This is a genomic window from Dorea acetigenes (assembly GCF_025567385.1).
GTDB classification, from domain to species: domain Bacteria; phylum Bacillota; class Clostridia; order Lachnospirales; family Lachnospiraceae; genus Claveliimonas; species Claveliimonas acetigenes.
This window is the reverse complement of the sequence record NZ_JAOQJU010000002.1, coordinates 110052-134829: the sequence shown is the minus strand read 5'-3', so window position 1 is coordinate 134829 and position 24778 is coordinate 110052. Positions and strand designations below refer to the sequence as shown.

Below are 24778 nucleotides of genomic sequence, written 5' to 3'. Positions count from 1 at the left end.
GGATTGTGAAAAACTATGAAATCTGATATTCAAATTGCTCAGGAAGCGAAAATGATCCATATCCGGGAAGTGGCCCAGACAGTAGGGATTGAGGAAGAGGATTTGGAGTTTTATGGAAAGTATAAGGCTAAGCTGTCAGATGATGTTTGGGAGAAAGTAAAGGATAAACCTGACGGAAAGTTAGTGCTGGTTACGGCTATCAATCCAACTCCTGCCGGAGAAGGAAAAACGACTACTACAGTGGGACTTGGACAGGCAATGGCAAAATTAAACAAAAAGGCAATTATCGCACTTAGGGAACCTTCGCTCGGTCCTTGCTTTGGCATCAAGGGAGGTGCGGCCGGAGGCGGATATGCCCAGGTGATTCCGATGGAAGATTTGAATCTTCATTTTACAGGGGATTTTCATGCAATCACTTCTGCAAATAACCTGTTGGCAGCCCTTCTTGACAATCATATTCAGCAGGGAAATGAGCTTGGAATCGATCCGCGTCAGGTTGTGTGGAAACGCTGTGAAGATATGAATGACAGAAATTTAAGAAATGTTGTGATTGGTCTCGGAAATAAAATGGACGGCATGGTGAGAGAGGATCATTTTGTCATTACGGTAGCGTCAGAAATTATGGCAATCCTCTGCCTTTCCGATAATTTAAAGGATCTGAAGGAAAGACTGGGACGAATCATTGTCGCTTACAATTTCAAAGGGGATCCGGTAACTGCAGAAGAACTGCATGCTACGGGCGCCATGGCGGCACTGCTTAAGGATGCGATTAAGCCGAACATGATTCAGACACTGGAACATACGCCGGCGCTTGTACATGGTGGACCTTTTGCCAATATTGCACATGGATGTAATAGTGTGCGTGCTACCAAAACGGCGCTCAAGCTGGCTGATATCACGATTACAGAGGCGGGCTTTGGAGCAGATCTTGGAGCTGAAAAATTTTTCGATATTAAATGCCGTCAGGCGGGATTGAAGCCGGATGCAGTAGTTTTGGTTGCAACTGTCCGTGCTTTGAAGTATAATGGTGGAGTTGCAAAGAGCGATCTGGGTGAAGAGAATCTGGAGGCTCTTGCACGTGGAATTGTTAATCTTGAAAAACATATTGAGAATATACAGAAATATGATGTTCCGGTTATTGTTACATTGAATTCCTTTGTGACGGACACAGATGCCGAGAATGAATATATTCGCAAGTTCTGTGAAGAAAGAGGATGTGAGTTTGCTCTTTCAGAAGTCTGGGAAAAGGGTGGAGAAGGCGGAATTGCTCTTGCTGAGAAAGTACTGGAAACATTGGAAACAAAAGAAAGTCATTTTCATCCTTTGTATGAGGATGATATGTCCTTAAAAGCTAAGATTGAAACGATTGCGAGAGAGATTTACGGTGCGCGGGGCGTTATTTATGAGCCTGCTGCTGAAAAGCAGCTTGCTAAAATTGAGGGGATGGGTTTTGGTAAGCTTCCGGTTTGTATGGCAAAAAATCAGTATTCTCTGTCAGACGATGCGAAGAAGCTGGGAAGACCCACTGATTTTGACATTCATATCAGGGAAGTGTATGTAAGTGCGGGAGCAGGATTTGTAGTTGCGCTTACCGGAGCAATTATGACCATGCCGGGGCTTCCGAAGGTTCCGGCGGCAAATAGCATCGATGTGACAGACGAGGGAAATATTATAGGCCTGTTTTAAAGGGGAGTAGAAACAAGCATGATGAAGTGTAAGTATTGCGGGCATGAAATGCCGGATGGGATGCTGCGCTGTGAAAATTGTGGACAGGATGTGCGCATTGTTCCAGATTATAATCCGTTAGATGATGTCCTGGAAGCACAGGTCAAGGGTTCTATGGACGGCACATCAACACCGCTGGACGATTATGAATACAAAGCAGAGGTTTCTCATTCTGACAGACGCCGCCGGAATGCGGGAAGTACCACGTCCGGAAGGCGCACAAGTACGGGGAAAAATGGTGCAAATCAGACGGAACGGGAGCGTAGGCGGCGCCAGGCAGAACGCAGGAAGGCTCTGCGCAGAAAACGGCGCAGAATGGTACTGGGGATTCTATTTGTTTTTTTGATTTTGTCAGGAGTTCTGCTCTATGTACTTTATCAGAATTCCTATGCCGGGCAGGTAAAGAAGGGAAACAAAGCAGCACTTGAGCAGAATTTTGACGAAGCAATTGCATATTATCAAAGGGCGATAGAAAAGAATCCGGAACGCCCGGAGGCATATACGGGACTGGCGAAAATCTATATTCTTGAAAGTGACGAGCAAAAAGCTGAAGATTTATTTTTGAATGCAGTAGAAAAATATCCGCAGAACACAGAGTTGTATGATGCGGCAATTCAGTTTTATATCAGTATCGGTGAAGAAATGAAGGTTTCGGAGCTTTTGGAGGATGCGGAAAATTCTGTGCGCGGCGAATTAAAAGAGTATATTTCTAATGTGCCGGAATTCAGCTTAGATGATTCAAAGACTTACGATGATGTCCAGCAGCTGACGCTTACTTCATCAGGAAAAGAAATCTATTACACCGACGATGGAACGGATCCTACAGTAGAAACCGGTAAAAAATATACGGAACCTTTGCAAATTGGAGAGGGAGAAACTACAATAAAAGCGATTTCTGTCAATGATGCCGGGATTCCAAGTCTGGCTGAATCCAGGACGTATGAGGTGAAGTTCCCGATTGAAGATGCGCCTGCAGTGTCTCCATCCACCGGGCAGTATGATACTGCAATGAAAATTACGATTAATGTTCCAGAAGGATATACGGCTTATTATACTATGGGGGCTGAAGATGTTGAAGACCCTTCGACATCCAGTACAATGTATACGGAGCCGATTGAGATGCCGGAGGGAACCACCATTTTTAAAGCGATTCTTGTAAATGCAAAGGGGAGGAGCAGTGCAGTTACAACCAGAAATTATGAATTAATCTATGAGTAAGGAAGAACACATTACATTTGAAATAGTAGACAAATGTAATGTGTTCTTTTTGTTAGTTTTGCCCAATTGTACAAAATAAAAAACAATTAATTTGTTAAAAATGTATTGAGTTAATTTTCTGATGGAGTTATAATTTTATTGTCAAATATTTAACGAATTATAAAGGAGATGCATAAAAATGGGCAGATTTACATTACCAAGAGATGTCTATCATGGAAAAGGCTGTTTAGAAGAATTGAAGAATCTGAAAGGTAAGAAAGCTATTCTTGTTGTAGGCGGCGGATCTATGAGACGGCAGGGATTTCTTGACAAAGCGGTAAATTATTTAAAAGAAGCAGGGATGGAAGTGGAATTATTTGAAGGCGTTGAGCCGGATCCGTCTGTTGAGACCGTTATGAAAGGCGCTGAAGCGATGCGTGCATTTGAGCCTGACTGGATTGTTGCAATGGGCGGCGGATCTCCGATTGATGCTGCAAAAGCAATGTGGGCATTCTATGAATATCCGGAAACAACATTTGAAGATTTAATTACGCCATTTAATTTCCCGGAACTGAGGCAGAAAGCAAAATTTGCTGCGATTCCATCTACTTCAGGTACGGCGACAGAAGTTACGGCATTCTCCGTTATCACGGATTATGCAAAAGGGATCAAGTATCCTCTGGCAGATTTTAATATAACACCGGATGTCGCAATTGTAGATTCTGAACTGGTAGAAAAGCTCCCGGCTCATCAGGTCGCTTACACAGGAATGGATGCGTTGACGCATGCAATTGAAGCTTATGTATCAACATTAAATTGTGTTTATACAGATCCTTTGGCAATTCAGGCAATTGAGATGGTATTCGATTATCTGCCGGCTTCTTACAAGGGAAATATGGAAGCAAGAGCACAGATGCATGATGCACAGTGTCTGGCTGGTATGGCATTTTCCAATGCGCTTCTTGGAATTGTACATTCTATGGCACATAAGACAGGGGCAGCGTTCTCTACAGGTCACATTACCCATGGTCTTGCAAATGCAATGTATCTGCCATATGTAATCAAATACAATGCAAAAGACCCTGTTGCTGCAAAGCGTTACGCAGAAATTGCAAGAAGAACAGGTCTTGCCGGAGCTTCTGAAAAGGCTCTGATTAACAGTCTTTGTGCAAAAATTAATGAATTTAATGTAATTCTTGGAATCCCGGCTACCTTAAAAGAGTTTGGAATTAAAGAAGACGAATTTAAAGAAAAGATTGCGGCAATTTCAGAAAACGCTGTCGGTGATGCATGTACAGGTTCTAATCCAAGGGCAATTGATCCTGCAACAATGGAAAAACTCTTTACCTGCATCTATTATGGAACAGAAGTTGATTTCTAGACCAAATTACATAGAAACGGCGGATGGCTTATGGCACCCGTCGTTTTTTGTTGTGCGGCAGTAAGGAATTCCAGTGATTTCATTTATATGTCACTTGATATTTTCGCCCAGATACATTATGATGAAAGAAGGATTAAAACTTAGGAGGGAATAAGATGTACAAGATATTAAAGGCCGAAAAACTGGCTGATATGATTTATCTTATGGATGTAGAAGCTCCACGTGTAGCGAGACATTGTGAACCCGGACAGTTCGTTATTGTGAAGATGGATGAGAAAGGTGAGAGAATACCGCTTACTATCTGTGATTATGATAGAGAAGTAGGTACAATTACGATTGTGTTCCAGACGGTAGGGGCTTCTACTCATAAAATGGCGGAATTAAAGGCGGGAGATGCGTTCCGTGATTTTACCGGGCCGCTGGGATGTCCATCTGAATTTGTTGGAGAGGATATTGAAAGCCTGAAGAATAAGAAAATACTATTTGTAGCCGGAGGAGTTGGGGCTGCCCCGGTCTATCCTCAGGTTAAATGGATGAAGGAGCATGGAATTGATGTAGATGTCATCGTAGGTTCTAAGACGAAAGATATGTTGATTCTTGAGTCTGAGATGCGGGCAGTAGCCGGGAATTATTATCCGTGTACGGATGACGGTACATATGGCCATGCAGGAATGGTTACGACTAAAATTGAAAAATTAGCGGAAGAGGGCAACAAATATGATGTCTGTGTTGCAATCGGACCGATGATTATGATGAAATTCGTATGTCTTCTGACGAAGAAGCTGAATATTCCTACTATTGTCAGCATGAACCCGATCATGGTAGATGGTACAGGCATGTGCGGGGCATGCCGTCTGCATATAGGCGATGAGATTAAATTTGCTTGTGTAGATGGACCTGAATTTGACGGACATCTTGTAAACTTCGACGAGGCAATGAAGAGACAGCAGATGTACAAGACAGAAGAAGGGCGTGCAATGCTGAAATTACAAGAGGGCGACACTCACCATGGTGGATGTGGCCACTGTGGAGGTGACAAGTAATGGCAGATGTATTAAAAAGAGTTCCTGTAAGAGAGCAGGATGCAAAGGTAAGAGCAACAAATTTTGAAGAAGTGTGTTATGGATATAATATGGAAGAAGCAATGGAAGAAGCTTCCCGCTGTCTGAATTGTAAGAATGCAAAGTGTATCCAGGGATGTCCGGTATCAATCAATATTCCGGGATTTATTTCTAAAATAAAAGAAGGCAATATCGAAGAAGCGTACAAAGTAATCGGTGAATCTTCAGCGCTGCCGGCAATCTGCGGACGTGTATGTCCGCAGGAGTCTCAGTGTGAATGTAAGTGTATCCGTGGAATTAAGGGAGAGCCGGTATCCATCGGCAAATTGGAGAGATTCGTGGCTGATTATGCCCTTGAGAATGACATTAAGCCGGTAAAAGCGGAAAAGACAAATGGACACAAGGTAGCTGTAATTGGTTCCGGCCCGTCTGGTCTTACTTGCGCAGGTGATTTGGCAAAACTCGGATATGAGGTAACCGTATTTGAAGCTCTTCATGAACTTGGTGGTGTACTCGTATATGGAATTCCGGAATTCCGTCTGCCAAAACAGAAGGTTGTAAAGAAAGAAATTGAAAAGGTAAAAGAGCTGGGTGTTAAATTTGAGACAAATGTTGTTATCGGCAAGTCTACCACAATTGATCAGTTAATGGAAGAAGAGGATTTTGAAGCTGTGTTTATCGGTTCTGGTGCGGGGCTTCCGATGTTTATGGGAATTCCCGGTGAGACAGCGAACGGTGTATTCTCTGCAAATGAGTATCTGACCAGAAGTAACCTGATGAAGGCTTTCGACAGTTCTTACGATACACCAATTGCGGCGGGCAAGAAGGTTGCCGTAGTTGGCGGCGGCAACGTGGCTATGGATGCTGCAAGAACAGCCCTCCGTCTTGGCGCGGAAGTACATATTGTATACCGCCGCAGTGAAGCAGAACTTCCTGCCAGAGTGGAAGAAGTGCATCATGCAAAAGAAGAAGGTGTTATCTTTGACCTTCTTACAAATCCGAAAGAGATTCTTGTTGATGAAAATGGATGGGTTAAAGGTATGAAAGTGATTAAGATGGAGCTTGGAGAGCCTGACGCATCCGGAAGAAGACGTCCGATGGAGATCCCGGGTTCTGAGTATGAGATTGAGCTGGATACAGTTATCATGTCTCTGGGTACTTCTCCAAATCCGTTGATCGCATCAACAACAAAGGGACTGGAAACCAACAGAAGAAAATGTATCGTTGCAGAAGAAGAGAACGGACAGACTTCCAAAGCCTGTGTATTTGCAGGAGGGGACGCTGTAACAGGAGCTGCAACCGTTATTCTTGCGATGGGAGCAGGTAAAGCCGGAGCAAAAGGTATTCATGAGCTGTTATCCCGTAAATAATTTTAGCAGGAAACTTGTTCTGAATAAAAAGCCGGAGATAGAACCGTTTGGTTTTGTCTCTGGTTTTTTTATTTCTATACAATAGCGACAAATTGAGGTATAATGAACAAAAATAAATTTTTATATGCAGGGGGAATATTTATGTGGAAAAGAGCAGATTTAAAGGAAAGAGGGAAAATTGCTTTTCAGAGGAATTATTGGAGATGTGTATTGGTTTCCTTTGTTTTGATGTTGTTTACATACGGAAGCTCTGGTTCTGTAAGAACAACTATTGGAGAAGATAACGATATCTCATATAATTCTTCCCATACAGAGATTTATGAAGATTATGAAGGGATTCTTTCAGGTGAACAGAGCGGAGATCATGAAGGAACGATTGCTTCATGGATTCTGGGAGGCATTGCTGCAATCATACTCAGCGGAGTTGTGATAGTAATGGTATTATTGGATGTCTTTGTTTTCCAGCCGCTGGAAATTGGCGGATGCAGGTTCTTTTTGGAAAATGCATATGGAACGGCGGATGCGGGAAAATTACTTTTTGCCTTTAAAAGTGGCTATTATGGCAAGGTAGTACTTACCTTATTTTTGAGAGGGCTGTATATCTTTTTATGGACATTGCTCTTCATCATTCCCGGAATTATCAAATCTTATGAATACAGAATGGTTCCGTATCTTCTGGCAGATTGTCCGCAGATGAGCAGGAAGGATGCGTTCCGTATTAGTAAAGAGATGATGCAGGGACAGAAAATGGATGCCTTTATTTTAGATTTGTCTTTTATAGGCTGGCATCTCCTTTCTGCAGTTACCTGCGGTTTGGCTGAAATTTTTTACGTATCACCGTATGTGAATGCGACAAATGCAGAATTGTTTCTGGCGTTAAAAGGAACTTACACTTACCGCTCATATTAATAAATAAAAGGCAGGAGAAACAATGGAAAATACAATTGAGAAAGTCAGATCTTTTCTGATAAATTCTATAGATGAAAAATATCGTTCTTTTAATCAATCGCTTGTTCCGGGAGAGTCTTCGGAAATGTTGGGAGTACGCATTCCGCAGCTTCGCGAGATTGCAAAAAGAATTGCACGTGAGAGTGGGATAGAATATATACGGGCTATAGAGGAAATGGAAAAGAAGGCGCCGGTGTATCATGAGGAGCTTTTGCTTCATGGTATGATAATCGGATATCTGAAATGTGACTTCGATACCCGGACCGGGCTGTTAGACGAATTTGTGCCGGTGATTGATAGTTGGGCGGTCTGTGACAGCAGCTGCATGACCTATAAGTTTATGAAGAAAGACATGGATTACTGGTTCCGGTATTTGTTGAAATATACGGAAAGTGAGCGGGAGTATGAGATTCGTTTCGCAGTTGTTGCATTTCTGGATCATTTCATAACAGAAGAATATATTGAGAAGATTCTTACTATTTTGGGCAATATAAAACATGACGGATATTATGTAAAGATGGCAGTAGCATGGGCAGTATCCGTGTGTTATGTGAAATTTCCGGAACTTACATGGGAGTTGCTTGCCGGAGACAGGCTGGATGACTTTACACATCAGAAATCCATCCAGAAAATCCGGGAATCATATCGTGTCACAAAAGAAGAGAAAGAACGTCTTGCTGCGCTGCGCCGTATGAAAAAAGAGAAAAACAGGTGAATTCGCTTATGATTAAAAATATAATATTTGATATGGGAAATGTGCTTCTTGATTATAATCCACAGATTTGCCTGGATTGTTTCTTGGAGAATGAAAAGGATAAGGCGCTCATTATGGAAGAACTATTCCGAGGACCGGAGTGGATAGAAGGCGATTTGGGTTATCTGACAGATGAAGAACGGTATGATCAGGTGAAAAAGCGGATTCCCGAACGGCTGCATGGCGCTCTAAAAAACTGTGCAATCCAATGGACGATGTGTATGAAACCAATAGAGGGAGCAAAATCCTTCTGCGATTATGCAAAGGCAGAAGGATACCGCCTGTATGTGTTGTCCAATGCAAGTAAGTCGTTTTACGAATATTTTCCAAGGGAATTCGCACCGCTGTCTTATTTTGACGGTATTGTTGTGTCTTGCGACATTCACAAAATAAAACCGGACAGAAGGATTTACGAGTATCTTCTGGGAAAATACCGGTTAATACCGGCGGAATGTTTCTTCCTTGATGACAGGCAGGAGAATGTAGACGGGGCAAAAGAAACAGGAATGTCCGGGATGGTATTTACAGGGGATTATCTGAATGTGAGAAAAATGTTCACAAAGACTGCCGGGATAGAGAGGGAGCATCTCAAATGAAGATTACAATCATTGCGGTAGGAAAAATAAAAGAAAAATATCTGAAGGATGCAATCACCGAATACAGCAAAAGACTTGGCAGGTATTGCAGACTTGAGATTATAGAAGTTGCAGATGAAAAGACGCCTGACCATGCAAGTGAAAACATGGAAGACGCTATCCGTGAAAAAGAAGCCGAAAGAATCGGGAAATATATCAAAGAGGACGCCTATCTTGTGACTCTGGAGATACAAGGAAGGCAGCTTACTTCAGAAGAATTTGCAGATAAGATTGAAAAGCTGGGAGTTTCCGGAATAGGCCATATGATTTTTATTATCGGCGGTTCCATCGGACTTGGCAAGAGTATACTGGAAAAGTCCGATTATGCATTGAGTTTCTCGAAAATGACGTTTCCGCACCAATTGATGCGGGTGATATTGCTGGAGCAGATTTATCGAAGTTATCGGATAATAAATGGGGAACCATATCACAAGTAAATGAGGATTTTTTCAAACTGTAATAAAGAAAGAAGAGAGATTATGCGAAGAATTGAAAACATCAGACAGACCACAAAGAACAGATTCCTTAACATGTATGAGCTTGAAATGAAAAGCGATACAGGAAAAAGGAGTACTTATTTTGTGGCTTCAAGGGCAGAAAAAATTGAGGATTTGAAAATAAGTACCAGAAAAAACACAGCAGACGGCGTAATCATTTACAGCGTCTATAAAGATGAGGATGATAATCAGGAAAAACTTGTGTTGATCCGCCAGTATCGCTGCCCCATTGATACATATATCTATGAATTCCCGGCAGGGCTTGTAGATGATGGAGAAGATTTTAAAACTGCAGGCAGGCGGGAGTTGAAAGAGGAAACTGGGCTTGATTTTGAGCCAATCAATGCGAAAGATATGTATACAAAGCCTTATTTTACGACTATTGGGATGACCGATGAATCCTGTGGGACTGTGTACGGATATGCCAAAGGGACACCATCCAAAGCAGGGCAGGAAGAAAACGAAGAGATTGAGATTATTCTTGCAGATAGAACGGAAGTAAGAAGAATTTTAGAAGAAGAGAATGTGGCAATTATGTGTGCGTATATGTTAATGCATTTCCTGAACACACCGGAAGGGCATGTATTCGATTTTTTGGAGATTTAAATGGATATAGATTTATATTATCAGGAAAAAGGAAATAAAGATAAAACTCCTCTTATTCTTTTGCATGGGAACGGAGAGGACGGCTCATATTTTAAGAATCAGATAGATTATTTTAGTGACAAATACAGAGTGATTGCTTTGGATACACGTGGTCATGGCAAATCACCAAGGGGTACCGAACCATTTACTATTGAGCAGTTTTCCTGCGATTTATATGATTTTATGGTAAGGCTTGATATTTCCAACGCTGTTATTTTGGGATTTTCAGATGGAGCGAATATAGCAATGAAATTTGCAATGAGATATCCGGATAAAGTAAGGGCATTGATATTAAATGGCGGAAATCTGAATCCGAAAGGAGTAAAAAGGACGACACAAATTCCGATAGAAATAGGATACAGAATAGCAAGATGGTTCTCTTCAAAATCCCCTGATGCAAGGAAGAATGCAGAAATGCTTGGGTTAATGGTTAATGAGCCGGATATTGAACCAAACGAGTTAGCAAGCATAATAGTTCCCACGCTCGTGATTTGTGGAAGCAAGGATATGATTAAGGAATCCCATACAAAAGAGATTGCAGAAAATATACCTAATGCAAAATTATCAATTATAAAAGGCAATCACTTTATTGCAAATAAGCAACATGCTACATTTAATAATGCGGTCGAAGAATTTTTACAGACAATTTTTTAACTTGAGCAAATCAGGATTTTTAATGGAGGTAATTATGAGTAAAGCATATGAATTTTTAAAAGAATGCGGCAGTTTTTTTGTTTTGACGATAAATAACGATTTCCCAGCTGGCAGACCATTTGGAGCCGTAATGGAATATAATAATAAGTTGTATATTTCTACGAATAATGGAAATCAAGCGCATAAACAATTAAGAGAAAACGGAAATATTCAGATAGTATCGAAAAAAGAAGGGACAAGAGAGTGGATAAGAATAACAGGTAAAGTGGCGGAGTGCAATGACATCCAAATGAAACAAAAAATGTTAGATGAATGTCCTGTTCTGGCAAAGCATTTTTCATCGGCAGAAGCTGAAAATTATTTGCTTTTTCAAGTAGAAGTCTTAGAGGTGGAATTTCATTAATTAATTTCAGGTTATCAAAAAATAAAGGAACAATAAATTGGGAGTTTGGAGGGATACCGCCGATGAAATTAAAAAACATTTTGATTGTTGTTGAAGATATTGAAAAATCGAAACAATTTTATCATGACTTGTTTGGGCTTGATGTTGTACTTGATAATGATGGAAACATGATTTTAACGGAAGGTCTTGTGCTCCAGGATAAAAAAGTGTGGGGAAAGTTTTTGGAAAAGGAAATTATCCCGAAAAGCAATTCTTGTGAATTGTATTTCGAAGAATCAGATATAGAAGCATTTATTGAAAAATTGGAAAATTTATATCCCTCAGTCCAATATGTCAATCGCCTTATGACGCATAGCTGGGGACAAAAGGTGAGCCGTTTTTATGATTTAGACGGTAACTTGATTGAGGTAGGAACACCTATGTAATGTGATGACTTCCGGTTCCTGGAACTGAGTAAAGCAGGATTTCAAGAAACGGATGAAAAAAAACAATTTGAGCGTTTGAGCAATATGCCCATTATTGTGCTACTTTATTTGTTTTTTCTATATTTAATATAGATATTTAAATTATTGATTGGTAAATTTCAAGAAGATGTGAGTATAATAAAGTCAGAATATATTTTAGGAGGACGGCTTTATGAAGAAACAAATTTTAGCTCTTTTCCTTGTGGGGGCAATGATATTTGGCAGCGCAAGTGCCATATTTGCCGAAAAGAGCGCAGACAATGTGGTTGCAGCAATTAATGATGGACAAGAAAACGATTCTTTGCCATTCACAGATGTTCCGGAGGGAAGCTGGTATTACGATTACGTAAAAAGTGTCCGCGAACAGGGATTGATGACCGGTTTGGATGATACGACTTTCGGACCAGCTTCAGAACTTGTAAGGGCGCAGTTTGCAGTGATTATTTATCGCATGGAAGGCTCGCCGGAAGTAGATTCTTCTGAAAATCCATTCCCGGATAATACGGAAGATTGGTACAAGAATGCTGTGATTTGGGCTAATAAAGAAGGAATCATCACAGGTTATTCGGATTCTGGAATGTTTGGACCCAATGATGCAGTTACCCGTGAGCAGATGGCTGCGCTGATGTATCGGTATGCTGCTTATAAGGGATATGATATTGCGGATCAGACAGATATTCATCGTTTTCCAGATGCCGGAGATGTACAGGAATTTGCAAAGAAGGCTATTAGCTGGACGGTGAAAGTTGGTATTATCAGTGGTGATAATGGGAAACTTAATCCACAGGGTTCTGCTAACCGTGCGGTAGGCGCTACGATTATTGACCGTTTTGTAAAAAAGATGACGCGGGAAGTATTTGTATCTCCTGAATGGGTGAAGAGTGTCATCGATGGAGAATTACCTGCATCTGAAAATTATTTGGTTGCTAATGTAGACTGGTATGGCAGAACAACCTACGATGAGGGACATCTTCCGGGCGCTGTGTATATGACATCCAATGAGGTGGAGTATACTGATTGGGAGCCATGGCCGGAAGAAGGAGATATTGGTGATGGTTTAGACGATCTGACAGGAAAACCTTACGATGTATATAATCTGTATAATTTGAGAACTCCGGAAGAACTGGCTGCATTTTTGAAAAAATTTGGAATTGAGTCTGATACAACATTGATTCTCTACAGCAGTAATACATCTATTGATTCCAGTGTATCCCGTGTTGCTATGGGATGTTTATATGCTGGTGTGGAGAATGTAAAAATTATGGATGGAGGTCTTGAGTTATGGAAAGAAAAGGAGCTTCCTCTCACAACGGAAGAAACCCTGCCCGTAGCAGGAGACGACTCTTATGATTTTGGTGCAGAAATACCGGCTCATCCGGAATACATCATGTCAATTGAAGATGTGCAGGAGAATTTGGAGAATAATCCGGATTTTCGTCTTGTCAGCATTCGAAGGCGTGAAGAATTTACTGGTGAGATTTCCGGTTATAAATACATACCGAAGACCGGAGAACCGAAAGGTGCTATATGGGGACGCAATTCAGACGCCTATATTGAAGAGGATGGAACGGTTGTAGGTATTGATGTCGTGGAAAGCATTCTTGCCGAAGCGAATTCTTCGTTAGATAATGAGCTTTCTTTCTACTGTGGAACCGGATGGAGAGCCACAATCCCATTCTTCATCTGCTATCAGGAAGGAATGGATAATGTTACTCTTTATGATGGTGGCTGGTATCAATGGCAGTTATCAGATCCAGAAGAATATCCAATCCAGCAGATAACGCCGGAAGAAGCAGCGGCCAATGTTTTAAAATAAGAATTTTGCGATAAGCTTTTAATGATTTACAACTTAAAGCCGCTGCAGTCTCCCTGTTTAATGGAGCTGCAGCGGCTTTATTATACTGTTTTTAGCCGATTCAATAAAATCTGTTATGATATCCCAGTCATCTTTCCATCCGATGCGGATACTGTATTGTGCTTCCTTGCCAAGTGTGATGATCCGGACTTTCTGTAATTCTTCTTGTGACAGTGTGTTTCTTACAATGATTTCAGGACAGAAACATCCGCCAAGACCATTAACGCATAGCTTTAAAAGCAGTTCAATATTTGCAGCTTCCGCTTTAATAGGTGGCTGATATTCAAAAGCGTCTGTAATTTTCCGGGCATATCTGCCGGAAATATTCTGTTCATGGCTGATAAGCAATGGACAGGCTTCCAGTAATCTGTAATCGTTATCAGTCTGAATCCTCTGAACCGCTTTTTCTGTATCATTTTTAAATAAAGCGGAAAAAAGTTCTCGTTCTATTACGAATACGACATTCTCTTGGTAAAGTTCCAATTGATTCAGCTTAGAGTGATAGTCGGCAAAATCTGATATGCAAATGTCGATTTCTCCGGTTTTTAGTTTTTGAGTTAAGATATCATTTGTTCCGTCTACTATATTTAAGTCAATTCCGGGATGTTTTTGATGAAAATCCATGATAATAGGCGGAAGGATGATATTGCCTCGTGTGTGCGTAATACCAAGTTTCAGGACTCCCATTTCTTCATCAGAAAATTTGTTCAGTGTATGTTTTAATTCCCGAACCTGATTTTGGATAATCTGCGCATGTTTTATAAATTCTTTTCCGGCATATGTTATTTCCAGAGGGACATGCCGTACAAATAATTGGCATCCCAATTCTGCTTCTAAGGATGCAATGTGCGCACTGAGCGTCTGCTGTGTTATGTTCAGGCGCTCGGCAGCTTTGGTGATGCTTTTTTCGTTTGCTGTTGTTATAATATAATCCATACTTTGCAGGTTCATATTTTACTCCTTTATATGATACATTACAGATTTTTACTGTGATTTATACTAATAATTACAGTTAGACTTTTTGTCTCTATCTATTATACTATAATTTGGCAATATAGAATTCAAGGAGAAAAAAATGAAAACATCAAAAAAAGATTCTAAGTATCTCGTTTGTGAATCGAAAACTACTTATATTTTGCTTATGTTCAGTGCAGGAATGATGGGAGCGTATACATTTAATCTGCGTGGAGAAGTTTTCTGTAATGCGCAGACAGCAAATTTTGTTATTATGGCTGTCACACTCGGAAAAGGGGAAATTGCAAAAGGGCTTTATTATCTGATCCCGATTTCGGCTTACTTTTTGGGTACTTTTATATCAGAAGTAATTCCAACACCTATAAAGAAAATTGGTTTTCTCCGCTGGGATACCTGCCTTATAGCGATTGAGGCAGCGGTTCTTTTCGCGATAGGGTTTATTCCGCTGAGTATCCCGGATCAAATTGTGCAGGTGGCAATTAATTTTATTGCTTCCATGCAATATAATACATTCAGACAGGCAGAGGGAGTTCCGATGGCTACTACCTTCTGTACGAATCATTTGAGGCAGGTTGGCGTCGCATGTGCAAAAATAATACGGAAAAAAGACCGTTCTGCTGTAAGCCGCGGCCTGATTCATGCCGGTATGCTTGCTTCGTTTACACTGGGGGCAATCATTCTGACCTTTTTTGCCGACATTCTTCAGGAGAAATCTATTTGGCTGGCGCTGGTTCCTGAGCTCCTTTTGTTATGCAGACTGGTACATGCTGACCTTTACGAAGAACATGATTTATTGATGCGCAAACCCTCCGGTCACTAAGAGACAATTGCTATTTTGGGCAATCTGTCATATAATAGTACTATGTGTATAAAACAGGAAATAATTGTTGATTTGGGAGGAGTTCATTATGACGTTTAAAGGGAAAGTGTCAATATTCTGGAAATTGGCTATAGCAATTCTTAACGGGATAGCAATTGCTACTGTTATAATCAGCGGTATTTCAGAAGCGCTGATTGCTCCAGCTCTGTTTTTAGTAGTATTGGATTTGTATTTCATTCCGGTTCTTTTTAAAAACGAGGTGATTGTCACAAAGAAAGAGCTGATTGTACAGTTTGGATTACTGAAAAAAGTTCTTCCGATTCAGGAAATCCTCGTAGTGAGGCAGATGAAGGATTATTCTGCTTCTTTTGCGGCGGACTTTAACCGTATTGGGATTGAATCTAGGAGGAAGACTACGGTCTTTGTGTCCGTCGATGACCCTGACGCCCTGATAAGTGAGCTGAGAAAGCTGAACAAAAAGATTAAATATGTTCTATAAAGGAAAAAAAGAGATGTACAAAAAAATATTAAAAAAAATAACAGCATTGTTTTTAGCTGGAGCAATGGTTTTGCCAGGCCTTACCGTCCGGGCTGGGTCTGAGGACGAGATTGCAGTGAATACAGAGGAAAATGTTACAATAGATCGGGAACATTTTCCGGATGAAAAATTTAGAAGTTATATTGATACCTATATTGACTGGAATCATGACGGGGTATTATCGCAGAATGAAAGAAGTTCAGTAAAGTATATTTCGGTTACGGATTTGGGAATAACGGATTTGAGCGGAATAGAATATTTTCCTTTGCTTGTCGGATTGAGCTGTTCAACTAATTCGATAACAACTCTCGATTTGAGTGCGAACACGGCGTTGGAAATGCTTTATTGTAGTGAAAACGGTATGACCAGCCTAAATATAAGCGGATGTACAGCATTGCAGACATTAGCTTGTGGATGGAATGAATTGGATTCTCTGGATTTGAGTCAAAATGTGAACTTAGTACATATTACATGCGAAGATAATAATCTGGCTAGTTTGGATCTGAGTCGAAATAAAGTATTGGAAGAATTGTACTGTGGATGGAATAAATTGACTTCTTTGGATTTGAGTCAGAATACGAAGCTGACTAGATTGTCATGCTACGAAAATCATATGAAAACATTAGAATTGGGAAATAATCAGAATCTGAGCCTTCTGCTTTTAAGCAACCAGACGATTTCTATGGAAGCTAATTGGGTAAACGGAGAATGGATTCTGGATATGTCTCAGGCAATTGAAAAAGATAAATTGACAAGATTGACGCCTAACCACGGCGATTATGATGCGGAAACCGGAATTTTAGTTCTTCCTGAAGGACAGCCGGATCACATTCAATATGAGTATGAAACAAATAGTGCAGAAAATATGTCGGTGGAAGTGGAAATTTCTTATAATCGTTCGTTGCCATTTGTAGATGTAAATGAGGGCGACTGGTTCTACGATACAGTATACTATAATTATTTTGAAGGGTTGATGACAGGTCTTGACCCGATACATTTTGGCCCGGCTGATTCGCTGGCAAGAGCGCAGTTTGCAGTTATACTTTGGAGAATGAATGGCTCACCGGAGGTAGAGTATAAGGCATTATTTCCGGATGTGCAGGATGGAATCTGGTATACAGATGCGATTTTATGGGCAGAAAGTACAGGAGTTGTTACCGGTTACACCAACACGGGAATGTTTGGCCCTGCTGATAAGATTACCCGTGAACAGATGGCAGTAATGATGTACCGTTATGCAAAATATCTGAAATATGATGTCGGCAAAAAAGAAGATTTCAGTCGCTTTGAAGATGCGGCAATGGTGAGTCGTTATGCAGAAGATGCAATGCAATGGGCAGTAGGTAATGGAATCATTACCGGAAAGAATAATGGAACCATTATTGATCCACTTGGAAATGCGGCACGCGCGGAATGTGCGGCGATTATCCAGCGGTTTATTTCTGTCGGAAATGAGTAAACGAAAAACACACTGTAAAACATCTTGCAGTGTGTTTTCCTATACAGAATGATAAGATACTTAAGAGGCGTGATGAAGATGGAATGCGTGCTTTGTCCCAGAGAGTGCGGGGCAGACAGAGAACAAGGAAAATTGGGGTTCTGCGGTGAGACAGCCGCCCTCCGGGTATCGCGGGCGGCGCTCCACATGTGGGAGGAACCTTGTATATCCGGAAAGGAAGGATCTGGAACCGTCTTTTTTACCGGCTGTACATTGCGGTGTGTATACTGTCAGAATCATGTAATAGCCACCGGCAAAGTGGGAAAACTAATCAGTATAGAGCGGCTGGCTGAGATCTTTCTGGAATTACAGGATGCAAAAGCGAATAATATTAACCTTGTGACACCTACACATTTTGTCCCGCAGATTATAAAAGCATTGGATCTTGCGAAAGAAAAAGGACTTATGCTCCCGGTAGTTTACAATACTGGTGGCTATGAGAACGTGGAGACGCTTCGGGCTTTGGAAGGTTACGTGGACATCTACCTTCCGGACTTCAAATATTTAGACCCTGTCCATGCCGGACGTTACTCTATGGCGGAGGATTATCCGGAAGTGGCGAAGAAGGCGCTGGCTGAAATGGTACGGCAGACAGGAAATCCGGAATTTGACAGACGGGGGATGATGATGCGTGGGGTGATTGTACGTCACCTTCTCTTGCCGGGCTGTCTGCATGATGCAAAGAAAATCGTATCTTACCTGCATCATGCCTACGGAAACCGGATTTATATGAGCTTACTGAGCCAATACACCCCTCTGGATTCGCTGGATAAAAAGGCTTTTCCGGAACTTGCCGTTAAGGTGAGACATAAAAATTATGAGCGGCTGGTGGATTATACCATTGATCTTGGAGTGGAACAGGCATTTATACAAGAAGGAGAGACGGCGAAAGAAAGTTTTATTCCGCCGTTTACATTGGAAGGAGTTTAAAATATGCAGATTATAAAGCAGCTTATTCTTATGATACTGAAACCGCTGTCGTTTCTCCCGGCAATTCTTATGATGTGTGTGATTTTTAATTTTTCGGCACAGACAGGAGTTGATTCAGGAAATTTGAGTTACGCGGTAAGCCATAAGACGGTAGAAATCGGAAATAAAGTCTTGAATAAGAATCTGGAGGAATGGGAAATTGATGAGGCAGCATATCGAATTGAATATCCTGTAAGGAAATTAGCCCATATGACAGAGTATTTCCTTCTGGCAATTGCAGTATCTTTTCCTTTTTATGTTTACGGAGTAAGAGGCATTGCGCTTATGGTTGTGGCAGGATTCATATGCGTGGGTTTTGCATGCGGAGATGAATACCATCAGTCTTTTGTGGATGGAAGAGGTCCTTCCGTAAAAGATGTTATAATAGACAGTGTTGGTGTGTTTGCCGGAATTATTGCAGTCAGAATCTGCTGCTTTACGATACTTGCACCATTCAGAATGCTGGAGAGGCGGAGAAGAAAAAAAGCGCAGATACGGCGTCGGAAAAAGGCTTATCGGTAAATGGAAAGAAAACGAAGTGAGGCGGATTGCATAAAATTAAGTACAAGGGCTTAAATGAGAACGGTTTTCATTTAAACCCTTGCTATTTTTATAACGAAGTGTTATACTGTGCGAGTCAAAGAAATTATAAGAACAAAGGAGAATGAAAGATGGCACAGTTTGAACAGTGGGCAGGATTTACCGGAAGAAACTGGAAAAGTTCCGTAGATGTTCGTGATTTTATTCAGAATAACTACACGCCGTATGATGGTGATGAATCTTTCCTGGAAGGACCGACAGAGGGAACAGAAAAATTATGGGGCAAGCTGCAGGAGCTTCAGAAGGAAGAACGTGCAAAAGGCGGCGTACTTGATATGGAGACAGAGATTGTTTCCGGTCTTACTGCTTATGGCCCGGGATATATCAGTGAAGAGTTGAAGGATCTTGAAAAAATTGTCGGCCTTCAGACTGATAAACCGCTTAAGAGAGCTTTCATGCCTTATGGTGGTATTAAGATGGCAGAACAGGCTTGTACAACTTATGGGTATCAGCCAAGTGAAAAACTGCATGAGATTTTTACAAAATATCACAAAACACATAATCAGGGTGTGTTTGATATCTATACACCGGAGATGAAGAAAGCACGTCACAATAAGATTATCACAGGACTTCCGGATACATATGGCCGCGGACGTATCGTTGGCGATTACCGCCGTGTTGCTCTTTATGGTATTGATTTCCTGATTGAGAAGAAGCATTATGACTTTGAGCGTTATGCAAGACACGGTATGAAAGGAACCGATTTCCGCCTTCGTGAAGAAGTAGCAGATCAGATTCGTGCACTGCAGGATATGAAGGTAATGGCTTCTGTATATGGGTTTGATATTTCACAGCCTGCAAAGGATGCGAGAGAAGCAGCTCAGTGGCTGTATTTCGGATATCTTGCTGCGATTAAGACCCAGAATGGCGCTGCAATGAGTGTTGGCCGTGTCTCCACATTCCTTGATATTTATATTGAAAGAGACTTAAAGAATGGAACCATTACAGAGGCAGAGGCTCAGGAGTTGATTGACCACATGGTTATGAAGTTCCGTATGGTTAAATTCGCAAGAATCCCATCCTACAATGAATTATTCTCAGGTGACCCGGTTTGGGCAACTCTGGAGGTCGCAGGACTTGGGCAGGATGGACGTTCTATGGTAACAAAGAACGATTTCCGTTTCCTTCATACACTGGAGAACATGGGTCCGTCACCGGAGCCGAACCTGACGGTTCTTTATTCAGAAAGATTGCCTGAGAACTTCAGAAAATATGCAGCGCATATTTCTGTGACAACAAGTTCCATCCAGTATGAGAATGATGACGTAATGCGCCCGGTATGGGGAGATGACTATAGTATCTGCTGCTGTGTATCTGCTACGCAGACCGGTAAGGAGATCCAGTTCTTCGGAGCACGTGCGAACCTTGCAAAATGCCTGTTGTACGCAATTAATGGCGGTGTTGATGAAAAAACCAAGCAGCAGGTAGGTCCGGCTTACAAGCCGATTACATCGGAATATCTTGATTATGATGAAGTAATGGAGAAATACGATGATATGATGGAATGGTTATCTAAGCTCTATGTAGATACCCTGAACATGATTCATTATATGCATGATAAATACTATTATGAAGCAGCAGAAATGGCTCTTATTGATACCAATGTAAGACGTACCTTCGCAACAGGTATTGCAGGCTTTTCACATGTAGTAGATTCTCTGAGCGCAATTAAGTATACAAAGGTTAAAGTAATCCGTGACGAAGATGGCCTTGCTGTAGGGTTTGAGCCGGAAGGAGACTTCCCAAGATATGGTAATGATGATGACCGTGCAGATGATATTGCAATCTGGATTCTTAAGACATTTATGCACAAACTGAGCAAATGCCATACATACAGGGATTCTGAACCTACAACCTCTATTCTTACTATTACTTCTAACGTAGTATATGGTAAGGCAACAGGAACGCTTCCGGATGGAAGAAAAGCCGGAGAACCATTGTCACCGGGTGCAAACCCATCTTATGGAGCAGAGAAGAACGGTCTGCTTGCGTCCCTGAATTCTGTGGCAAAACTGCCATATGAACTGGCACTGGATGGTATTTCTAATACACAGACAATCAGCCCGGATGCACTGGGACATAATGATGAAGAACGTACCAACAATCTTGTTACAGTTATGGACGGCTATTTCAAGAAGGGCGCACATCATTTGAATGTAAATGTATTTGGTACAGAAAAGCTGATTGATGCTATGGAACATCCAGAGAAGCCGGAATATGCTAACTTTACGATTCGTGTTTCCGGATATGCTGTTAAATTTATCGACCTGACACGCGAACAGCAGATGGATGTTATTTCAAGAACCTGCCATGGTACGATGTAATTGATTATTAAGTAGATAAAAGGAGCTTAAACGATGACAAAAGGATATATTCATTCTTTAGAAAGTTTTGGCTCTGTAGATGGACCGGGTGTCCGTTTTGTAATCTTCACTTCCGGCTGTGCCATGCGCTGCCAGTTCTGTCATAATCCAGACACCTGGAAGATGCAGTCCGGCACGCAGTACACAGCGGATGAACTGCTGGATAAAGCTATGAAATACCGCGCTTACTGGGGAAGTAAGGGCGGTATTACAGTAAGTGGGGGAGAACCGCTTCTACAGATTGATTTTCTGATAGAATTATTCCGGAAAGCCAAGGAAGCGGGGATACATACCACCTTAGATACAAGCGGTAATCCATTTACAAGAGAAGAACCTTTCTTCGATAAATTCAAAGAATTAATGAAGTATACAGATCTGATACTTCTGGATATTAAACAAATTGATGATGAGCAGCATAAGATTCTGACCGGTCATAGCAATCAAAACATATTGGATATGGCGAAATATTTGTCCGATATCGGGAAACCGGTATGGATCCGCCACGTTCTTGTGCCGGAGAGAAGCGACAAGGATGAGTATTTGGAACGGCTGCACGATTTCATATCCGGACTTTCTAATGTAGAAAAAGTAGAAGTGCTTCCATACCATACGCTTGGTACTTTCAAATGGAAAGAACTTGGCATGGAGTATCCGTTGGAAGGGATAAATCCTCCTACAAAAGAGCGGGTGGAAAATGCAAAACAGAAACTGGGAGCTCAATAGAAAAATATGGTAAAGCAGGTTATAAGTTGAAATATGCGGATACTTAGCGTATAATAGATTAAGTTACAAATAACTTTTTTGCGCGTTGCGTTGTATAAAGGAGGTAGATAATGAAATTAACAAAAGCTGCAAAAAGGATAACATGCTTTTTGCTGTGCGTCATGTTATCTTTTAATGTACTGTATGTCCGTGCAGATGCCGCAGAAGACGAGAATACAGCGGCCGGACAGAATGTGACAGAAGCGGAAAATCTGGATCTGATGCCGCTGGATGAAGAAGAAACCGAAAGTCCTGATGCAGAAATGACGGAAGACAATTGGAGATACCAGGATGGTGAGAGAATAGATGAGACCGAGGACGCGCTTCCTGACGATACGATTTCTATTCAGGCAACGGAGACTCCTACACATCCTGAGGGAACACGTCTGGGAATTGACGTGAGTGAACATAATAGCGGTATTCACAATCACGAGACGGACAAGACTCCCATTGATATTGACTGGGAAAAAGTAAAAGCTGACGGCGTGGATTTCGCAATCATCCGCTGTGGCTGGGGTATGAATTATACTTCACAGGATGACTTGACATGGGAAAGAAATGTCAGCGAATGTGAACGTCTTGGCATTCCTTATGGGGTCTATATCTATTCCTATGCAGATAGTGTGGAGCGTGCGAAAAGCGAGGCAGAGCATGTATTAAGGCTGATTGAAGGACATAATCTGTCTTATCCCGTATTCTATGATATGGAAGACAACTCGACCCTTGGCGCTGACCTGGCTGAGATTGCAAAGACTTTCTGCGGCATCATTGAAGATGCGGGTTATCCGGTGGGCGTCTATGCGAATTTGAACTGGTGGAATAACTATCTGACAGATGAGTGCTTTGACAACTGGTATAAATGGGTTGCACAGTATTATACGACCTGTAATTATAAAGGAGACTATACTATGTGGCAGTTTACTTCCAGTGGTAAAGTGGATGGAATTACCGGCGCTTGTGATATGAACTGGCAGATTGGTTATCCGAATGACCATGGATACATAGGTCCTTTTCAGGATGTAACAGCTGATTCGTGGTATGCGGATGCGGTTTCTTATGTTTATAACAAAGGATTAATGAAAGGCCTTGAAGAGACTGTTTTTGGACCGGACCAAATTCTCGCCAGAGCACAGTTTGCTGTCATTATCCACCGCTTTGAAGGGAAGCCGGTAACAACTTACAGCGATGTTTTTCCGGATGTAAAGGCAGGAACATGGTATATGCAGGCGGTTCTTTGGGCAAACAGCGAGGGAATCATAACAGGATATGATGATACAAAATTGTTTGGCGTGGCTGATGATATAACCCGCGAACAGATGGCGACGATGATGTACCGTTATGCACTGTACAAGGGGTATGATGTATCAGAAGTTGGTGAGCTGGATTCCTTTGCAGATGGTGATAAGGTAAATGATTTTGCCAAAGATGCTATTAAATGGTGTATCGGAACCGGAATTATTACCGGAAAAGATGGTCTGATCGCGCCGCAGGATCATACAAACCGTGCAGAATGTGCAACGATTATTATGCGTTTCATGCAATACTATGAGCAATAATCGCTGATAGAATGAAATGCCAATTGTAAACTTTTTCTTGATAAAGGTTGACAATTGGCATTTTTGCATTTATACTTGGAAAAGATTCAATAATCAAGGAGGAATAAAACAATGCAAAAATCTAAAATTTCTATTCAGGATATATGCAGTATTGCGATTATGACCGCACTAATTGCTGTAATGGCACAGATTTCAATTCCGATGCCGCTTGGGGTTCCCATGACAATGCAGACATTTGCCATAACTCTGGCGGGAATTGTCCTGGGGTCAAAACGCGGGGCGCTTTCCGCAATTGTTTATCTCCTGCTGGGAGCGGTGGGAGTCCCTGTTTTTGCCGGTTTCAGCGGCGGCGCGCAGAACCTGATCGGACCGACAGGCGGATTTTTGATTTCTTTTCCAATTATGGCATTTTTAATAGGTCTAGGCGTTGAATTAAAGAAGAAAAAAGGAATGTTTTTACTTTTCCTGATTTTGGGAACGGTGTCAAACTATGTGGTTGGCGTGGCAATGTTCTGTATTGTGACACAGAGTCCGGTTATAACAGGAATTACGGCCTGCGTTCTTCCTTTCATTCCGACTGCGATTATTAAGGCTGCAGTCGCTTCTGTTCTTGGATTACAGATACAAAGAAGACTGGGAGCAGCGCTGCAATGGACATAAAGTTAAGGCCGCATCATCTGCTTTGTACGCAGGGCTATCAGGGAAATGGATACAGTAAAGAATTTGTGGAGAATATGAATCAGATTACCGCACGCTTACGAAGCCACGAGCCGGTGAAAATCAGGCTTGTTTTTTCCACCGATGATTTATGCCGTTGTTGCCCCAACATGCTGGCAGAAGGCTTGTGCCGGACAGATGATAAAGTAACAAAATTTGATCGCAAGATTGTAGCGTACTTTGATTTGAAGGAACAAGAGTACATTTACCAGGATATTGTAACAGAAATCCAAAGTAAAATAACACCGGAAATACTGGCCGATATCTGCGAAGGCTGCGGCTGGTATCCGGTAAGTGCATGTAGAGAAAAAATTTTAAAAGATAGGCTGCACCATTGCTAGCCTGTCTTTTTTCGTGTATAATATTTTAAAATGGATTTGAAAAAAGTACA

General features: G+C 41.5%; 25 protein-coding genes. 24 read left to right on the top strand and 1 reads right to left on the bottom strand.

The features are described 5' to 3' along the window. Positions 1–15 precede the first annotated feature (15 nt). The 14 genes from OCV99_RS03060 (at position 16) to OCV99_RS02995 (ending at position 13550) form a co-directional block, all read left to right on the top strand. Positions 16–1686, top strand: coding sequence for a formate--tetrahydrofolate ligase (locus OCV99_RS03060; protein WP_158368041.1), 1671 nt, complete (start codon positions 16–18; stop codon positions 1684–1686). Between the two features lie 18 nt (positions 1687–1704). Beyond that, a complete protein-coding gene (locus OCV99_RS03055) occupies positions 1705–2943 on the top strand; it encodes a chitobiase/beta-hexosaminidase C-terminal domain-containing protein (RefSeq protein ID WP_227191905.1) in 1239 nt (412 codons plus the stop codon). A gap of 178 nt (positions 2944–3121) precedes the next feature. Next, a complete protein-coding gene (locus OCV99_RS03050; RefSeq protein WP_158368039.1) occupies positions 3122–4303 on the top strand; it encodes an iron-containing alcohol dehydrogenase in 1182 nt (393 codons plus the stop codon). Between the two features lie 155 nt (positions 4304–4458). After that, the gene (locus OCV99_RS03045; protein ID WP_158368037.1) at positions 4459–5346 is read left to right on the top strand and encodes a sulfide/dihydroorotate dehydrogenase-like FAD/NAD-binding protein; all 888 of its coding nucleotides are present in this window, start codon (positions 4459–4461) and stop codon (positions 5344–5346) included. Then, complete coding sequence (gltA, locus tag OCV99_RS03040) at positions 5346–6734, top strand: NADPH-dependent glutamate synthase (RefSeq protein WP_158368035.1); 1389 nt, start codon at positions 5346–5348, stop codon at positions 6732–6734. The genes OCV99_RS03045 and gltA overlap by 1 nt, the downstream gene beginning before the upstream one ends. Positions 6735–6875: 141 nt before the next feature. Continuing rightward, complete coding sequence (locus tag OCV99_RS03035; RefSeq protein ID WP_158368033.1) at positions 6876–7643, top strand: DUF975 family protein; 768 nt, start codon at positions 6876–6878, stop codon at positions 7641–7643. Positions 7644–7665: 22 nt separating this feature from the next. Next, positions 7666–8397 carry a DNA alkylation repair protein gene (locus OCV99_RS03030; protein ID WP_158368031.1) on the top strand — a complete coding sequence of 244 codons (732 nt, stop codon included), beginning with the start codon at positions 7666–7668 and terminating at the stop codon, positions 8395–8397. Between the two features lie 8 nt (positions 8398–8405). Beyond that, positions 8406–9032, top strand: a complete 627-nt coding sequence (locus OCV99_RS03025; protein WP_158368029.1) for an HAD family hydrolase — start codon at positions 8406–8408, stop codon at positions 9030–9032. Then, entirely contained in the window at positions 9029–9508 is a 480-nt protein-coding gene (gene rlmH / locus OCV99_RS03020; RefSeq protein ID WP_158368027.1) for a 23S rRNA (pseudouridine(1915)-N(3))-methyltransferase RlmH, read from the top strand. The genes OCV99_RS03025 and rlmH overlap by 4 nt, the downstream gene beginning before the upstream one ends. A gap of 42 nt (positions 9509–9550) precedes the next feature. Beyond that, the gene (locus OCV99_RS03015) at positions 9551–10174 is read left to right on the top strand and encodes an NUDIX hydrolase (protein WP_158368025.1); all 624 of its coding nucleotides are present in this window, start codon (positions 9551–9553) and stop codon (positions 10172–10174) included. Beyond that, on the top strand, positions 10175–10867 hold the full coding sequence (locus OCV99_RS03010) for an alpha/beta fold hydrolase (RefSeq protein ID WP_158368023.1): 693 nt from the start codon (positions 10175–10177) through the stop codon (positions 10865–10867). Positions 10868–10901: 34 nt separating this feature from the next. Then, positions 10902–11270 (top strand): pyridoxamine 5'-phosphate oxidase family protein, encoded by a 369-nt coding sequence (locus tag OCV99_RS03005; RefSeq protein ID WP_158368021.1) that lies wholly within the window; start codon positions 10902–10904, stop codon positions 11268–11270. A gap of 62 nt (positions 11271–11332) precedes the next feature. Beyond that, positions 11333–11695: a VOC family protein gene (locus OCV99_RS03000; RefSeq protein ID WP_158368019.1), complete on the top strand. Its 363-nt coding sequence runs from the start codon at positions 11333–11335 to the stop codon at positions 11693–11695. 211 nt (positions 11696–11906) lie between these two features. After that, positions 11907–13550 (top strand): S-layer homology domain-containing protein, encoded by a 1644-nt coding sequence (locus OCV99_RS02995; protein WP_158368017.1) that lies wholly within the window; start codon positions 11907–11909, stop codon positions 13548–13550. A 57-nt stretch (positions 13551–13607) separates the two neighbouring features. Here the strand turns inward: OCV99_RS02995 and OCV99_RS02990 are convergent, their stop codons facing one another. After that, positions 13608–14540: a LysR family transcriptional regulator gene (locus OCV99_RS02990; protein ID WP_158368015.1), complete on the bottom strand. Its 933-nt coding sequence runs from the start codon at positions 14538–14540 to the stop codon at positions 13608–13610. A gap of 124 nt (positions 14541–14664) precedes the next feature. Here OCV99_RS02990 and OCV99_RS02985 point away from each other — a divergent pair, with 124 nt between their 5' ends. The 10 genes from OCV99_RS02985 to OCV99_RS02940 all read left to right on the top strand — a co-directional run bounded on the left by OCV99_RS02985 (position 14665) and on the right by OCV99_RS02940 (position 24728). After that, positions 14665–15384: a YoaK family protein gene (locus tag OCV99_RS02985; protein ID WP_158368014.1), complete on the top strand. Its 720-nt coding sequence runs from the start codon at positions 14665–14667 to the stop codon at positions 15382–15384. Positions 15385–15472: 88 nt separating this feature from the next. After that, positions 15473–15883: a PH domain-containing protein gene (locus OCV99_RS02980; protein WP_158368012.1), complete on the top strand. Its 411-nt coding sequence runs from the start codon at positions 15473–15475 to the stop codon at positions 15881–15883. 13 nt (positions 15884–15896) lie between these two features. After that, complete coding sequence (locus tag OCV99_RS02975; RefSeq protein ID WP_262574676.1) at positions 15897–17381, top strand: S-layer homology domain-containing protein; 1485 nt, start codon at positions 15897–15899, stop codon at positions 17379–17381. Positions 17382–17453: 72 nt separating this feature from the next. Continuing rightward, the gene (locus OCV99_RS02970; protein ID WP_331490625.1) at positions 17454–18350 is read left to right on the top strand and encodes a radical SAM protein; all 897 of its coding nucleotides are present in this window, start codon (positions 17454–17456) and stop codon (positions 18348–18350) included. Positions 18351–18353: 3 nt separating this feature from the next. Continuing rightward, on the top strand, positions 18354–18911 hold the full coding sequence (locus OCV99_RS02965; protein ID WP_264471370.1) for a VanZ family protein: 558 nt from the start codon (positions 18354–18356) through the stop codon (positions 18909–18911). Between the two features lie 149 nt (positions 18912–19060). Continuing rightward, complete coding sequence (gene pflB, locus OCV99_RS02960; RefSeq protein ID WP_158368008.1) at positions 19061–21313, top strand: formate C-acetyltransferase; 2253 nt, start codon at positions 19061–19063, stop codon at positions 21311–21313. A gap of 33 nt (positions 21314–21346) precedes the next feature. Continuing rightward, positions 21347–22075, top strand: coding sequence for a pyruvate formate-lyase-activating protein (pflA, locus tag OCV99_RS02955; protein WP_158368006.1), 729 nt, complete (start codon positions 21347–21349; stop codon positions 22073–22075). Between the two features lie 110 nt (positions 22076–22185). Further along, complete coding sequence (locus tag OCV99_RS02950) at positions 22186–23670, top strand: S-layer homology domain-containing protein (protein ID WP_158368004.1); 1485 nt, start codon at positions 22186–22188, stop codon at positions 23668–23670. A gap of 111 nt (positions 23671–23781) precedes the next feature. After that, positions 23782–24330: a biotin transporter BioY gene (locus OCV99_RS02945; RefSeq protein ID WP_158368002.1), complete on the top strand. Its 549-nt coding sequence runs from the start codon at positions 23782–23784 to the stop codon at positions 24328–24330. Continuing rightward, positions 24321–24728 (top strand): DUF1284 domain-containing protein, encoded by a 408-nt coding sequence (locus OCV99_RS02940; protein ID WP_227191897.1) that lies wholly within the window; start codon positions 24321–24323, stop codon positions 24726–24728. Before OCV99_RS02945 ends, OCV99_RS02940 begins: the two co-directional genes overlap by 10 nt. Positions 24729–24778 lie beyond the last annotated feature (50 nt).

Coding starts and splice junctions, on each gene's coding strand:
- OCV99_RS03060 (WP_158368041.1), top strand. CDS start 16: ATGAAATCTGATATTCAAATTGCTCAGGAAGCGAAAATGATCCATATC.
- OCV99_RS03055 (WP_227191905.1), top strand. CDS start 1,705: ATGATGAAGTGTAAGTATTGCGGGCATGAAATGCCGGATGGGATGCTG.
- OCV99_RS03050 (WP_158368039.1), top strand. CDS start 3,122: ATGGGCAGATTTACATTACCAAGAGATGTCTATCATGGAAAAGGCTGT.
- OCV99_RS03045 (WP_158368037.1), top strand. CDS start 4,459: ATGTACAAGATATTAAAGGCCGAAAAACTGGCTGATATGATTTATCTT.
- gltA (WP_158368035.1), top strand. CDS start 5,346: ATGGCAGATGTATTAAAAAGAGTTCCTGTAAGAGAGCAGGATGCAAAG.
- OCV99_RS03035 (WP_158368033.1), top strand. CDS start 6,876: ATGTGGAAAAGAGCAGATTTAAAGGAAAGAGGGAAAATTGCTTTTCAG.
- OCV99_RS03030 (WP_158368031.1), top strand. CDS start 7,666: ATGGAAAATACAATTGAGAAAGTCAGATCTTTTCTGATAAATTCTATA.
- OCV99_RS03025 (WP_158368029.1), top strand. CDS start 8,406: ATGATTAAAAATATAATATTTGATATGGGAAATGTGCTTCTTGATTAT.
- rlmH (WP_158368027.1), top strand. CDS start 9,029: ATGAAGATTACAATCATTGCGGTAGGAAAAATAAAAGAAAAATATCTG.
- OCV99_RS03015 (WP_158368025.1), top strand. CDS start 9,551: ATGCGAAGAATTGAAAACATCAGACAGACCACAAAGAACAGATTCCTT.
- OCV99_RS03010 (WP_158368023.1), top strand. CDS start 10,175: ATGGATATAGATTTATATTATCAGGAAAAAGGAAATAAAGATAAAACT.
- OCV99_RS03005 (WP_158368021.1), top strand. CDS start 10,902: ATGAGTAAAGCATATGAATTTTTAAAAGAATGCGGCAGTTTTTTTGTT.
- OCV99_RS03000 (WP_158368019.1), top strand. CDS start 11,333: ATGAAATTAAAAAACATTTTGATTGTTGTTGAAGATATTGAAAAATCG.
- OCV99_RS02995 (WP_158368017.1), top strand. CDS start 11,907: ATGAAGAAACAAATTTTAGCTCTTTTCCTTGTGGGGGCAATGATATTT.
- OCV99_RS02990 (WP_158368015.1), bottom strand. CDS start 14,540: ATGAACCTGCAAAGTATGGATTATATTATAACAACAGCAAACGAAAAA.
- OCV99_RS02985 (WP_158368014.1), top strand. CDS start 14,665: ATGAAAACATCAAAAAAAGATTCTAAGTATCTCGTTTGTGAATCGAAA.
- OCV99_RS02980 (WP_158368012.1), top strand. CDS start 15,473: ATGACGTTTAAAGGGAAAGTGTCAATATTCTGGAAATTGGCTATAGCA.
- OCV99_RS02975 (WP_262574676.1), top strand. CDS start 15,897: ATGTACAAAAAAATATTAAAAAAAATAACAGCATTGTTTTTAGCTGGA.
- OCV99_RS02970 (WP_331490625.1), top strand. CDS start 17,454: ATGAAGATGGAATGCGTGCTTTGTCCCAGAGAGTGCGGGGCAGACAGA.
- OCV99_RS02965 (WP_264471370.1), top strand. CDS start 18,354: ATGCAGATTATAAAGCAGCTTATTCTTATGATACTGAAACCGCTGTCG.
- pflB (WP_158368008.1), top strand. CDS start 19,061: ATGGCACAGTTTGAACAGTGGGCAGGATTTACCGGAAGAAACTGGAAA.
- pflA (WP_158368006.1), top strand. CDS start 21,347: ATGACAAAAGGATATATTCATTCTTTAGAAAGTTTTGGCTCTGTAGAT.
- OCV99_RS02950 (WP_158368004.1), top strand. CDS start 22,186: ATGAAATTAACAAAAGCTGCAAAAAGGATAACATGCTTTTTGCTGTGC.
- OCV99_RS02945 (WP_158368002.1), top strand. CDS start 23,782: ATGCAAAAATCTAAAATTTCTATTCAGGATATATGCAGTATTGCGATT.
- OCV99_RS02940 (WP_227191897.1), top strand. CDS start 24,321: ATGGACATAAAGTTAAGGCCGCATCATCTGCTTTGTACGCAGGGCTAT.